Here is a 13,671-nt window from a genome sequence, read left to right as displayed (position 1 = left end):
GGCGCGACAAGCGAATAATGTGGTCCCGCGACTGCCCGGATCGGCAAGCCACGATCGTATCCAACGCCTGCACGGTAGTCGATGACACCGCACAGACACGGACGCTGACGTAACTCCAACTGCTTTCATCCCTTCGTACCGTCACTACGAGCCGCGAGCTGCAGCTTCGGGCATCAACGCGCTGACGGAGCAGCCAACCTTGCGACAATTGAATCAACACCCGGTCATGCGCGTCCTTGGGTTTGGCGCTGGACTCGCAGCGTCGTGATTCCGAACGGGCGCATGGACAGCGTCACAGAGCGACTTTTCTCGACAGTGGGTTCATCCACCGTCGGGTCCCCGCCGGTATCCCCTGTTGTCGGGCGCTCGAGGAGGTCAGTCGTCCAGACTGCTGCGGCGTCGAATCCGAAGGTAACAACCACGTCGGTCGTGCGGCTGCCGCGAGCTTCGTAGAGGCGGACGATGACGTCGCCGGAGCGATCTTCGGCGAGTTTTACGGCTTCGACGAAGACACAGTGCGATGAAACGGACACAACCGGAGGGAATTCTTCTGCCGTATTCGCGTTCGCCTCAGCATGACGGGTACCGAAAGGCATTTCACGGATGGGCAGGTTGATTCGATAACCCGTGTCGGCAGCTTCGACGATCGTAGGAGCCACCCGGACGACGGTGCGTAGCGTGTGATTGCCTTGATCCGCGAGTGGATCCGGAAAGGTGGGCGCGCGAAGCAGCGATTCGCGAATCGTTGTCGTTACCGTGCCGTCTTCCCTCGTCCATCGGGTCACGTCGTGTCCGTATGTCGAATCGTTCGCCACTGCTACTCCGAAGTCGGGCTCACCGACGTGAATCCAGCGGTGCGCGGCGGTTTCGAACCGCGCTTTGTCCCACGATGTGTTCGTGTGCGTCGGTCGTTGAACGTTGCCGAATTGAATTTCAGATGTCGCATCATCGGCTTTGAGGTCAAACGGCAGAGCGAGTTTGAGAAGTTTTCTCCGCTCGTGCCAGTCAACTTCCGTCTCGATGACGAGCTCGCGCGCACCTGCCACGGCGGAATAGCGCGTAATGAACTGTGAGGCCCCGTATGTGCGGCGGACTTCCACCTGGTCCCCAGCAGGAGTGAGACTTACGGTTTCGGCGGCCGTCAGCCGTGTCGCCTTGCGACGGTCGGCTTGGTCGACGTCCCAGGCATCCCATTGGTGCGGCGTGTCCTGGTACACCGTCAAGACGCCAGCCGGTTCGTTCTCCGGCACTAACTCGCGACCCGTGTCACGATCCACGATCGACACAATCAGGCCGGCGTCGTCGATCGTTGTAGTGATCGATCCGGTATCGATTCTCCAACCGTCCGCAAAATTCACAGGCTCAACGTTCGGCGTTGCTGTCCCGATGCCGACTCCCATCGGTGGAATTCCGTCGGCGGTGACCGGCGCGGCATTGAATCGGATCATTGCGATATCGCCGGAGGGATAGACCGTCGAGCACTCCCCCACGTGCTCTCCGTTATCCGAGAGAATCGTCTCGCTGAGCGCGGTAGTCGATTCATGGACGAGCTGACGAAGCGTTGCGATGACGTCGGCGTAATTCTTCTCGGCGACCTCGTATACCCACGCGATCGATGAGCCCGGCAAGATGTCGTGGAACTGTTGCAGGAGGACGACCTCCCATGCCTTGCGGAGCTCGTCGTACGGGTACGGTTTGCCGAGCCGCACCGCTGCCATCGTCGCCCACAGTTCCGCTTCTCGCAGAAGGTGTTCGCAACGTCGATTTCCGCGCTTCGTCCGCGCCTGCGAGGTGTACGTGCCGCGGTGCAGTTCCAGGTACATCTCGCCACGCCAAACGGGCGGTTGCGGCAGCGTCGCCTCGATCTGTTCGAACGCGGCTTTCGGCGTTCCGAGTTCGACGCGGGGCGAGCCCTCGAGGTCGTGCGTTCTATGAGCAGCGGCGAGCATCTCGCGGGTTGGCCCTCCCCCGCCGTCCCCATAGCCGTACAGCAGCATCGATACGTCAGATACGCCGCTCTCCTTGTGCTGGCGCTCGGCGCGCGCGAGATCCGCGCCGGAAACGTCGGAGTTGTAGGTGTCTGCCGGCGGGAAATGCGTCAGCACACGGGTACCGTCGATCCCTTCCCACAGGAACGAGTTGTGCGGCATGACGTTGGTTTCGTTCCACGAGGGCTTCTGCGTCAAGAACCACTTGGATCCGCTCGCACGCACCAGCTGCGGCATGGCCGCGGTGTACCCGAACGAGTCCGGCAGCCACACTTCGGGCGTATCGCAACCGAATTCGTCAAGAAAAAACTGCTTGCCCATCAGTAACTGGCGGGCCAAGGCCTCGCCACCTGGAAGGTTCGTATCGGACTCGACCCACATTCCTCCGACCGGAATCCATCTACCTTCCGCCACACGAGACTTGATCCGTGCATACAGTTCGGGGTAGTAGTCGCGGATCCAAGCGTATTGCTGTGCGCTGGAGCAGGCGAAGACGAAGTCAGGATCGTCGTCCATGAGTTGAAGCACGTTGGTGAAGGTCCGTGCGCATTTGCGAATCGTCTCCCGGACGGGCCAAAGCCACGCGGAGTCGATGTGCGCATGACCGACTGCGATCATCCGGTGCGCAGACGCATGGGACGGGCGATCGAGCGCTTGCCGAAGGAGTGCGCGTGCTTGCGGGGCACTGCCGGCGACGTTGTCCGGGTCGACCGCGTCCAAAGCGCGTTCGAGATTGCGAAGCAAAGACGAAGAACGCGTCGAGTTCTCGGGCAGTTCGTCGCGGAGGCCCCGCAGCGTCCAAAGATCGCGCTGAAGCTCCCAGACAGTGTTGTCTCGTTCCGCGATGTCGATGTGACGAAGCACGTAAATCGGTTCATTGCCGGCGGTTGTCTTCGAGCCGACCCACGTCTCGTCGTAGTTGTAGTGTCCGCCGGCGTCGGGGTTGGCTGCCGCCTCGAGGTAATAGTCGAGACTCGCGCCCGGGCCGGCGGTAAGTGGCATGTAGTTGTTCAGCGGTTCGATCGCTTTGACGGTGTCGCCGTCCACCGACCAGACCAGGCCCTCGGCTTGGAAGCCCGGCTGGCGCGTGGAGAATCCCAGGTCGACAAGTAGTTCGACACTGGTTCCCGGCTGGGTGCCGTAGTCCGGCGGGATCTTGCCCGTGATGCGGAACCACGTGGTCCCCCATGGCTTCCCGCCCCAGGGTGAGCCGACCTGGAACGGCTCGTAGTGTTGCCGTCGCGCAGTCGCGAACGGCACCGGTTCGTCGGGGACCTGCCAGGCCGCGACCGTCGCGGGCGTGGAGCGCCGGTAGACGGCGGGGTCGATGTAGTCGTGGATGAGTCGGTCGATGCGGGCCTCGACAATTCGGTCGCCATCGTGCATCAGCGCTTTGCTCCCCGCTGCTTGTCGTGTCGTTCGCTCACGGCATCGATGCGGTGTTTCCAGTCGGCGATGCGCTCGCGGCCGTCGCGGAGTATCTCGGGTGCGGCATCCCGCAGGTTTTGGGTCTCGTGCGGGTCGGCCTCGAGGTCGAAAACGCCCTCGCGCACGGCGACGGGCGCCTTCATGCTCTCGGTAACGTCGAGGACGACTTTCCAGCGCCCGTGCCGCATGGCCGTCTGCCCCTCGTACTCCCAGAAGATCCGGCGGTCAGGGCCAGTCTCGCCGTCAATGAGACTGTTCAGCACGGATTGTCCGCTGAAGCCCTCCAGAATCTCCGACTCGTCGCCGTCCACAGCGTGGAGGATCGTGGGCAGCAAGTCCATCATCGAACCGACGACCGAGGAGTCTTGCCCGGCGGGGATTCGCGCGGGCCAGGAGAGCATCGCGGGCACGCGGATGCCGCCTTCGAACAGCGAGCCCTTGTGTCCGCGCAGCCCGCCAGCCGATCCGCCAGTGTATGAGACTTCTTCACCGTTCAGCCAGTTACGCTCTTCGATCGACGGTCCGTTGTCCGAGGACATGAAAACGAGGGTGTCGTCCCTGAGCCCGAGCCGTTCGAGGGTCTCGACGATTTGGCCGACGCCGTCGTCCATCGCGGCGATCATCGCAGCCATCATGCGTCGGCCTTCCGGCAGGTGCGCGAACCGTTCGACGTACTCGTCGGGCGCGTGCAGGGGGTAGTGCGGGGCATTGAACGGCACGTACGCGAAGAACGGTTTGGCAGCATGTTCCTCGATGTAGTCGCTGGCGCGGCGAGCGATCGCGCTCGTGAGGTACTCGCCATTCATCCAGACTTCGTCGTCGTCCTGCCACAAATCGTGCAGCGGATTTTCGTCGCCCCAGTAGTAGATGTGCGAGTAGTAGTCGACGCAGCCGGCGCGGAAGCCGAAATGGGTGTCGAAGCCGCGATGCGTCGGCGAATAGGACGGTTCCACGCCGAGGTGCCATTTGCCGAAAATAGCCGTCGACCAGCCTCGCCGCTTCAGTTCGCTGGCGATGGTCGGCTGATCCGGCAACCCCGCAGTCCGGCGTGACCCTCCCAGGATTGCTTCGACGCCGGCCTCCGCCGGGTAACGACCGGTGAGAAGCGCCGCGCGCGATGGTGAGCACACCGGTGAGTTTGCGTACCAGTTCGGCAGCCGCACTCCGGACGCGCTCAACGCGTCGAGGTGGGGGGTGTGCAGATCGTCCGCGCCGAAACATCCGAGATCACCCCACCCGAGATCGTCAGCATAAATGATGACGACGTTCGGTCGCCGGCGTTCATTAGTCACTCTTTAACGCTTCCCGCTGCCATTCCGGCAACCAGTCGTTTTTGGACGATGGAGAACAACAAGATCGTCGGAATCGCCGCGACCGTTGCCGCGGCCATGATGACGCCCCAGTCGGTCGAATACTCCCCGAAGTAGCCGGCGAGTCCGACTTGTACCGTTTTCACCTGGTCTTGTGTCAGCAATACTGTCGCGAACAGGAACTCTTCCCACGTCGCAATGAACGCCGTAACGGCCACGGTAACGATTCCGGGCAATGACAGCGGCACGATGATCCGAAAGATCACGCCGAGGGTCGTACAGCCGTCAATTCGGGCCGCCTCATCAACCACGCGCGGGATCGTGTCGAAATATCCGAGCGTGAGGAAAATCGACAATGGCAGTGTCATCGCGGTGTAGACGATGATAATTCCGACGTATGAGTTGAGGAGTCCGATCACCGAGAAAAACGTGTACACAGGCGTGATCAGGACGACGAACGGAAGCAGCTGCGTGCCCATGATGATGAAAAGCATGAATCCGCGCAGCCGGAACCGGAATCGGGACAGGCCGTAGCCCGCGATGCTCGCCAAGATGATCGTGCAGACTGTGCTGGCGCAGGAGATGACGACGCTGTTCAAGATGTACCGAGCGAACGTCGTCCCGTCGAACAATCGGCGGTAAGCGTCGAAACCGAGCCCGGAGAAGTACTGGCTCCACGGCACGTTGCCGGCGAGCGCGGTAGCCGGTCGTAGCGAGGTGAAGACCATCCACAGGACGGGGAAGACGATCACCAACAGCAGCACGAACGTCGGGATGATCACCAGCAGGTCTCGAGGGCGTCGGCTGTTGCTGAGCCGCCGCTTGGCCGGCCGGCGGTTGTTTTGTTTGGAGTCCGCCTCTTTGGGCTGCGTCGTCGAAGAGGTCGTGGTGGTCATACGTCACGCACCTCATCGCGGTTGGCAACGCGGAAGTAGACCAGAGCGAATATCGCCATGATGGCGGACATCACGATGCCGATTGCCGCCCCATGTCCGAGGTCGTTCTTGACGAATGCGGCGGAATAAAGCTGTGTGGCGAGCACCTGCGTGTAGGTGCCCGGTCCCCCACCGGTCGTCAGCCAGACGTAGACGAAATTGTTGAATGTTTGGATCACGGTCATGATGACGACGACGGTGATGACCGGCCGCAAACTCGGAACCGTGACGTGCAGGAACGATTTCCACGGCCCGGCGGAGTCCAGCGCGGCCGCCTCGTATTGTTCTTGCGGTATGGACTGAAGACCCGCCATCAACACGATGACGACGAACGGAAGTTCGCGCCACACGACGATGGCAACGATCGACCACCACACTGTGGAGGTGTCCGCGAGAAATGGGACTCCCCGTGGCACCAAGCCGAGGGAGACGAGCACCTGGTTCAACACGCCGGTGTTGGCGTCGAGGATCCACTTCCAGCACGCGACGGCCACTACCGGCGGTACCATCCACGGGATGAGGACCGCCGTGCGGCACACTCCGCGGAGCTTCCACCGTGCAAGCACTCTGCTTTGCAGCAAAAGCGCTATCGCCATGCCGACTACGAGGCGGATGGCGACGGTCAACGCGGTCAGCCAGAACGCCGTGTTCCAGGCGGACGACGCCGTCTCACCGTTGGTGAATATCTCTGTGAAATTCGACAGCCCCACCCAGATAGCGTCCCCGGGAGATTGGTACGGGCTGAGCTTTTGCAGCGAGAGGATGATGTTGTACACCATCGGGAATAGAAACAGGAGCGCAATGACAAGTAATGCAGGTCCTGTAAGCAGGGGGGGTTGACTCCTCCCCCGACGCGTGGCGGTACTCATCCTTTACCCTTGATTCCCGACTTCAGGTTCGCCAAGATCGCGGCTGCTGCTGCAGAACTACTCGACTGACCAGAGTAGACGGCGGAGAATTTTTGGTTGATCAGTTGTTGCATCGACGCGACCGACATGTCCGATCCGATGTATCGGGCGAACGAACGGGCGTGTGGCAGCTGCTTGATGAATCCCTGCTGGTTCTTGGGCACGTCGAGGCTCTTCAACGTCGACTTCGCCGCGGGGTATTGCTCGTACGTCTTGAATGTCTTCTTGCTTGCCAGGTATTTGATGAACTTCCATGCCTCGGCCGGATGCTCAGTGTTGCGGTTGATGCCAAGCGACCGCCCGCCGAGGTGCGTCGCTCCGTCCGTGAGTCCGCCGGGCATTGGTGCCGTCGTTACCGTGGCGTCCGCCGTCTTCTCGAGCGTCCGGAACGTCTGCGGCGGCGCGTAGGTCATCGCACACGACCCATTGGCCAAGCCGTTCGCGATCGCGGGGTCCGTGTAACTTTCAACCGACTGGAACGATTTCGGCGTCGCGCCGGACTTGAACAAGCCGTTGAAGTAGTTGATCGCCGACGTCAGCTGGGGCTTATCGATCCCCGTCGTCCACGCGTCGCCCGCGCCCTTTTTCACGAGGGAATGACCGTTTTTCCAAATGTAGTAGTTGATCGCGAACCACTGCGTTGCTGAGGCCGATCCCGTAGCGCCGAAGCAGAAGCCCGCGGTCTTGCCATTGGAATGGCGACTGATCTTCGCCGCGTCGCTGGCGAGTTCGTCCCATGTGGTCGGCGGAGATGAGATGCCCGCTGCTTTCAGCGAGGACGGCCGATAGACGAGCGCCATCGTGTCAGCGGTCCACGGCAAGGCCCACATTTTGCCGTCGAACTTGACCATGTCCTTGGCGAGCAGGTCGTCTGTGCCGTGCGCCATTGGCGCCTTCTTGATCAGCCCATCGAGCGGCTTGAGGATCTTCGGCTTGGCGAGGAACGCGACGTTGGCGTTCGCGAGCTGGACGACGTCCGGCCCCGACCCCGTATTTGCTTCGCGTGCCAGCTGCTGCGGATTGGCCGGGCTCTGCGTTTGCATCTTGACTTGGATCTTCGGGTGGGAATCGTTCCAATTGTCCACAGCGGTCTGAAGTCCTTTGACTTCGCCGGCTGGGTCGAACTGTTGGAATACGAGGTTCGTTGTTGCTGAATCACCGCTGCCCGAGCAGGCTGTGAGCCCACCCACCAGGGCTGCCACTGCAAGCACTGCTACGGCTGTGCGTATCTTTCGCATCGTCCTTCTCCCTTGAGGCGCTCAGTAAAGCTCGCGACCGTGATGTGCTCACAACGTATGCCAATCAAATTGTTTTGTCTATAGTTCGTGCATATAATTTAGGCTCAACCATGTGATCGAACAACGACATTGGCGGGAGTGAAGTTGAGAAACCGGGGATCGAATCTGCCGCGCGTCAGCGACTACAACCAGGTACTGATCGTCGATCTCATCCGCCGACAACCGGGCATTAGCCGGGTCGAACTCACCGATCAGACAGGTCTGGCTGGCCAGACCGTCACGAACATTTGCCGACGTCTCACGGCGGAAGGCCTCATCCGCGAATCCGGACGCGTGACGGGGGACCTCGGCAAGCGCAGGACCGTGTACGAGATCATCCCGAACAGCAAGTGCGCCATCGGTCTGCACATCGATCCGGCGCGCACCGTTCTCGCGCTTGTCGATCTCGGTGGGTGCATCGTCGATCGACTCTCCCTTGTCAATCCGATGACCAATGATCCCGCCGATGTCATCGACGCGCTCGTCGAGCACGTCCGCACGCTGATCGAACGCAACAACGTGTCATCGACCAGCCTGAGCGGGCTCGGGGTTGCCGCACCAGGGCCAATTGGGATGGCTGCCGGAGCTCTCATCGGACCGCCGAACCTCCGCGGATGGACGATAGTCCGGCTTCGCGACGAGCTGAGCGCACGGCTGAACATTCCTGTCGTTCTGGAAAAGGACACCGTCGCCGCCATCACTGGAGAGGTGTGGGCAGATTCCGACGCGTCGAACAATTTTGGATTCATTTATCTCGGTACGGGCGCCGGGGTCGGCGTCGTACTCGGCGGCGAGATCATGCACGGATCATCGGGAAATCTCGGCAACTTCGGACACCTGACCGGCGATCCGGACGGACCGCGCTGCTACTGCGGCGACCGTGGGTGTCTCGCCGTGACGGCGATGCCCCTCGATCTCGTCAAACAAGCTGAACGCGACGGTCTCATTGATTCCGTCGACCACGACGACGCTGCCGAGGTCGAGAAAGCGGTAGCGGAATTATGTCGTCGTGCGGATGATGGCCACGAGGGAGCGCGCATAATCGTCGAGCGGGCCGCTCGCGGCTTCGCACGGGCCGCCGCCAACCTCATTAACACACTCGATCTCGACACGGTCGTGTTCGGAGGGCCGAACTGGCAATCCTTTGCACCGATCTTCATGCGCGTGGTGCCGCCCATCGTGGAAAAGCTCCACATTTTCAGTGACGTCCACGGTGTCGAAATTCGCGGTACGACGCTGGGCGAAGACGTGGGCCCTATCGGAGCAGCTTCGCTGGTCCTCGCAAATGCCGTTTCCGCGCGCCCGTCACACCTGTTTTTGCCGGCGTGAGGGAGCAGCCTTGACGATATATCGGCGGTAAAAGTGGAGATGTTCAGCCCAGAGGCAAACACATTGGGACTTCCACGGCAATCAATTGATGCGACCGTCCCGAAGACCACATCGCTGTATCAGACATCTCCGCCGGCCCTACTCGGAACTATCGTATTCGGCCATCTGAGCTGCCCGCCAAGCCCGAATCTACGCGCTCGAACCTCTCAGACCCAACGACCCGATTTCCGCCCTAATTCAATTCAAGAACAGATTCGACCAGCGTACCGCCCCCGCGTGAAGCCACCCGTCCTAAGAGGCTCGGCTGTCCGGAGCCAATTGAACGTGTCGCGCGAGTGGTTTCCGAGACCGAAATGTCTTACACGAAACCGACTCAGTCCAGTTGGGAATATCGCTTACGAGATGCTTCAAACACGCCGAATAGCCTATATATCCACCAGCCGTCTGTGAGCCGTCTCCCGCATGAAGATCGTCGGAACCAGTGATATAAGCGCTGCGGTCATCAAGATATAAGCTGGCATGAGGTAATTCCCAGACGCCGACGTAAGCGATTCAGTGACGTATGGCGTGGTTCCGCCGAAAATCGCGGACAGCAATGCATACCCCACCCCGTACCCCGTGTACCGGATGGGCGACGAGAATCGCTCGAGCGACGTGACCAACAAAACCGCTTGGAAGCCCGAGGTCGGGATAGCGAGCAACAATCCTGCAACGACAGCAAGAACAACGTTTCCGGGCTTGAGCAACAAGATGGCAGGGTAGGCAAGTACGAAAAACCCTATACACGACGCAAGCGAAACGGGTTTCCTGCCGACTATGTCCGAAAGCAAGCCGGCCACAGGAATCGCGACCACGCTACCGACACAAAACGCCCCAACGACAAGGATGCCGAAATTCGAATTGTAATTAAGCGTGGTGCTCACAAATGTAGGCAAATATGTCAGGATAAAATAGAATCCAACAAACGTCGCCGCGCCATAGAATACGATAAATGTTAGATCTTTATAAGTTGCAGTATTTGTAAACGTGCTTTTTAGCGGTGCCCGAGTTCGCGACCCGGCGGCAACAATATTCTCAAATACAGGCGACTCCTCCAATCGTCGGCGCATGTATTGGCCGATGAATGCCAACGGGCCCGCCACGAGAAACGGGATTCGCCAACCCCAACTGTCCATCGCAGAGTCAGAGAGCACACTCTCGAGAATCGCGACGATTGCCAAGCCGGGAAGGAAAGCAACGGTATTCGCCACTTGTAACCAACTCGTCATCAGACCACGGCGGTTCTGCGGCGCGCTCTCGGCCACGTAGATAGAGGCTCCGGACAGCTCACCGCCTGCTGAAAGTCCTTGCACAAGTCTCGCGGCGACAAGCAAAATCGGCGCAAATATACCGGCCTGAGAATACGTCGGCAAGAAACCAATAATGAACGTGCCTAGCCCCATACATATTATGACAATGATCAGCGTTTTTTTTCGACCTAAGCGATCACCCATCGGACCGAATATGAATGCTCCGACCGGGCGAAGGACAAATGCTAGCCCGAACACTGCAAAGGTTGCGAGTAATCCCGCCGTGGGATCGCTAGAGGGAAAGAACAGCGACGCAATGATCGGTGCCACCGCACCGAAGACCGCATAATCATAATATTCGATGAATGTGCCGATAGACGACGCGAGTACTACCCGTGCAAGCGGGCGACGTCGTAGCTCGGCTGGCTGGTCTCGAGTATTACCCTTCATGATCGCTCCTTTGCGTCGTTGGAAGAAGGAAGGATTCGTAATTTGATAGCCATGCACGTCATTACCCGAAATTTGGGCCGCGCCAGTACCTTGACCGTGACAGCCCAGTCGCCGCTGAGCACACGCGCACTGGCGCGGCCGTAACTACTCATGCCAAACTCGTCTACTCATTCGATCGGACGTCTGCGGCCATTGCCCGAATGTCGGCCGTTGCCTGATGAGCAGCCATGCCTTCGTAGTGCGCGATGGCAGCCGTGTTCGGAGCCAGTGCGGCGATCGATTGTTGCGTTGCTCGTTGAAAAGTCAAAGGCTTCAGGAAACGCGCGACAGAAAGGCCGGCCGATGAGGCCGCACCGCGGCCAGTCGGTAGCGTGTGATTCGTACCCGACTGGCCCTTGTCAGAAAACGCCACCGTCGACCATGGCCCGATAAAAATTGATCCATAGTTGGTCAGACGCTCGTAGAACCAATTGTCATCCTCTGTTTGTAGCTCGAGATGTTCAGGAGCCAACAAGTTCATCAGTTCGACGGCCGCCTCGTTACCGTCGGCTACGTAGACGGTACCGAAGTCCCGCCACGCGGGACCAGCGATGTGAGCTGTCGTCAGCGTGTGCAGCTGCTTGTCGATATTTTCGATGACCGCTTCCCCAAACGCTTGTGAAGTTGTCACAAGCGAGGCTGGGGACTGCACCCCATGCTCGGCTTGCCCGAGCAAATCTGCTGCGACCCATGCCGGATCGGCACTGTCGTCGGCGATCACGGCGATTTCAGACGGCCCGGCAAGCAGGTCAATGCCCACCTTTCCGAAGAGCTGTCGCTTTGCTTCAGTGACGAACGCGTTCCCCGCGCCCACCATCATCGACGCGGGTGGTTGACCAAGGAGACCGTAGGCCATTCCTGCCAGCGCTTGGACTCCACCGAGGACGAATACATGATCGGCACCGGCAAGGTACGCTGCGTACAAAACGGCCGGATTGGCGCTTCCATCACTCGCTGGAGGCGTGCAGGCGATCGTATTCGAGACGCCAGCAACCTTTGCCACATTGATTGACATGAATGCACTTGAAAGGATCGGAAACTGACCGGCTGGGAGATACGCGCCCACACTTGCGACGGGAACATAACGATGACCGACCTGGAGCCCAGGCAACAATTCAAAATCGAGGTCGTTCAAATGCTCACGCTGCGCTCGGGCGAACGCCCTGGTCCGCTCGGCGCTAGCTCGCATCGCCTCACGCAACGTCGTGTCCAAGGCGTCGCCAGCGTGCGCCAGCTGTTCTCCCGAAACCTCAAAATCTGGTGATTCCCACTTGTCGAGAGACTTGGCGTAGCGCCGCACAGCTTCGATCCCGTTGGCTTCGATGTCGTCTAACATCGTCGTGACCGTTTCAACGACGCTCGATGAGCCGCCATCCCGAGCGTATTTCTCAGCGTAGTCCTTCAACGTCGTAAACCTGCCGGTTATCCGGTGCATATCGCTGTCTTGAATTCGCATGTGACGACCCTAAAACCAATAATGCCCATGCACAACCTTATGTATTACGATAGAATCTATAGGGATTCCTTGTATATTCGTGTTGGTCGCGGAGGAAGCGATGACTTTAACCCAGTTGCAGGCGTTCTTGTCGACCCTCGACGAGGGCACATTCACTGCTGCGTCGAGGACCTTGCGTACTTCTCAAGCGTCCGTATCTGAACTGGTCGCCCGGTTGGAAGCGGAACTCGGAACACGACTTTTCGTTCGCGGCGGCCGGCGATTAGTCGCCACGGAGGCCGCCAACGAACTTCGTCAACATGCGCGCCAGGCACTGACCGCCATGAGCAACGGAGTCGACGCCGTGCATGCATTAAATGCACTCGAGTCAGGAACATGCACGTTCGGTGTGCCACGTAACGCGGCATACTACGGGTTGTCGGACCTTGCAGAACGCTTCCATCAAAGCTACCCCGGCGTGCGCGTTCGACTGCTCGGCGTGAACTCAGCACTAGTCGCCCACTCGATTGCCGAAGGGGAATTCGAGGCCGGGTTGGTCGTTCTTCCTACTGACGATCAGCGCTTGGACATCAAGCCGCTTGCCAGAGACGAAGTCTTATACGCATCGGCCACGCGAGATCCGGGAAACGGACCGATCACGATGGAGGAGGCCGCGGCTTCCGTCCTGGTGCTCTACGACGCGTATACAGGGTGGGACGACCCCACTCGCAAGCAGTTGCTGAACCGCGCTGCGCTCCGCGGGCTCACGCTGGACCCGCACCTCGAAGTCGAGCACGTTGAAACAGCCATGCTGATTGCCGCTAGCGGACAAGCGGACACGATTGTCAACTCCGCGATCGAGCGTTCAGGCGCGATTCCGGAAAGCATGAACACGGTGCCATTCGCTGAACCTCTTTACGACACGCTCGCTCTCGTTTCACGCAAAGGAGAGAGCCTTTCCCCGGCAGCTCGCCGCATGGCCGAGCTCGCTGTACGAAGAGTACGCCAGACCGGAGGCACCTTAGATGAGCCGTGACCGCGGCCTGAGTCGTCCATACCGTCCACGTCCTGCTGGCTGGGACGGTAGCGGCAGAATTGAGGAATCACGACGAGCCGGAAAATTCGGCGGTATGAGCAACGAGTTCTACGCAATGCCCGGAGACACCGAGGCCGCCACGGACAAAGAACAAGTCGAGCAGGTTGTTCAACCGCATCTTAAATTTTCGGCACGTAGGTGGCCCAGCTTTGACCATCGCAAACAATAGTGCCACTCGCAATGCCTG

9 protein-coding genes are annotated in these 13,671 nt (G+C 59.8%); 2 read left to right on the top strand and 7 right to left on the bottom strand.

Features of this window, described 5'->3' with window-relative positions; all coding sequences use genetic code 11:
- Nucleotides 1-224 precede the first annotated feature (224 nt).
- The 5 genes from BJY26_RS06395 to BJY26_RS06375 form a co-directional block, all read right to left on the bottom strand.
- A complete protein-coding gene (locus BJY26_RS06395) occupies nt 225-3,374 on the bottom strand; it encodes an alpha-mannosidase (RefSeq protein WP_179426671.1) in 3,150 nt (1,049 codons plus the stop codon).
- Entirely contained in the window at nt 3,374-4,708 is a 1,335-nt protein-coding gene (locus BJY26_RS06390) for a sulfatase-like hydrolase/transferase (protein ID WP_179426669.1), read from the bottom strand. The genes BJY26_RS06395 and BJY26_RS06390 overlap by 1 nt, the downstream gene beginning before the upstream one ends.
- A complete protein-coding gene (locus BJY26_RS06385; protein WP_179426667.1) occupies nt 4,705-5,622 on the bottom strand; it encodes a carbohydrate ABC transporter permease in 918 nt (305 codons plus the stop codon). The genes BJY26_RS06390 and BJY26_RS06385 overlap by 4 nt, the downstream gene beginning before the upstream one ends.
- The gene (locus tag BJY26_RS06380; protein ID WP_179426666.1) at nt 5,619-6,440 is read right to left on the bottom strand and encodes a carbohydrate ABC transporter permease; all 822 of its coding nucleotides are present in this window, start codon (nt 6,438-6,440) and stop codon (nt 5,619-5,621) included. The genes BJY26_RS06385 and BJY26_RS06380 overlap by 4 nt, the downstream gene beginning before the upstream one ends.
- An 86-nt stretch (nt 6,441-6,526) precedes the next feature.
- Nucleotides 6,527-7,807 (bottom strand): ABC transporter substrate-binding protein, encoded by a 1,281-nt coding sequence (locus tag BJY26_RS06375; protein WP_179426665.1) that lies wholly within the window; start codon nt 7,805-7,807, stop codon nt 6,527-6,529.
- A 138-nt stretch (nt 7,808-7,945) separates the two neighbouring features.
- Here BJY26_RS06375 and BJY26_RS06370 point away from each other — a divergent pair, with 138 nt between their 5' ends.
- Nucleotides 7,946-9,175, top strand: a complete 1,230-nt coding sequence (locus tag BJY26_RS06370; RefSeq protein ID WP_179426664.1) for an ROK family transcriptional regulator — start codon at nt 7,946-7,948, stop codon at nt 9,173-9,175.
- A 425-nt stretch (nt 9,176-9,600) separates the two neighbouring features.
- Here the strand turns inward: BJY26_RS06370 and BJY26_RS06365 are convergent, their stop codons facing one another.
- Nucleotides 9,601-10,914, bottom strand: coding sequence for an MFS transporter (locus tag BJY26_RS06365; RefSeq protein ID WP_179426663.1), 1,314 nt, complete (start codon nt 10,912-10,914; stop codon nt 9,601-9,603).
- A gap of 163 nt (nt 10,915-11,077) precedes the next feature.
- On the bottom strand, nt 11,078-12,409 hold the full coding sequence (gene hisD, locus BJY26_RS06360; RefSeq protein ID WP_179426662.1) for a histidinol dehydrogenase: 1,332 nt from the start codon (nt 12,407-12,409) through the stop codon (nt 11,078-11,080).
- Between the two features lie 79 nt (nt 12,410-12,488).
- Here hisD and BJY26_RS06355 point away from each other — a divergent pair, with 79 nt between their 5' ends.
- A complete protein-coding gene (locus tag BJY26_RS06355; protein ID WP_218852287.1) occupies nt 12,489-13,424 on the top strand; it encodes a LysR family transcriptional regulator in 936 nt (311 codons plus the stop codon).
- Nucleotides 13,425-13,671: the final 247 nt, after the last annotated feature.

The sequence above is a fragment of the Spelaeicoccus albus genome (assembly GCF_013409065.1).
In the GTDB taxonomy this organism is placed as follows: domain Bacteria; phylum Actinomycetota; class Actinomycetes; order Actinomycetales; family Brevibacteriaceae; genus Spelaeicoccus; species Spelaeicoccus albus.
This window is presented reverse-complemented; position numbering and strand designations above follow the sequence as displayed.

What these genes read in the sequence shown, in the direction of transcription:
- BJY26_RS06395 (WP_179426671.1), bottom strand. Translation starts at nt 3,374, where the DNA reads ATGCACGATGGCGACCGAATTGTCGAGGCCCGCATCGACCGACTCATC.
- BJY26_RS06385 (WP_179426667.1), bottom strand. Translation starts at nt 5,622, where the DNA reads ATGACCACCACGACCTCTTCGACGACGCAGCCCAAAGAGGCGGACTCC.
- BJY26_RS06380 (WP_179426666.1), bottom strand. Translation starts at nt 6,440, where the DNA reads ATGGTGTACAACATCATCCTCTCGCTGCAAAAGCTCAGCCCGTACCAA.
- BJY26_RS06375 (WP_179426665.1), bottom strand. Translation starts at nt 7,807, where the DNA reads ATGCGAAAGATACGCACAGCCGTAGCAGTGCTTGCAGTGGCAGCCCTG.
- BJY26_RS06365 (WP_179426663.1), bottom strand. Translation starts at nt 10,914, where the DNA reads ATGAAGGGTAATACTCGAGACCAGCCAGCCGAGCTACGACGTCGCCCG.
- hisD (WP_179426662.1), bottom strand. Translation starts at nt 12,409, where the DNA reads ATGCGAATTCAAGACAGCGATATGCACCGGATAACCGGCAGGTTTACG.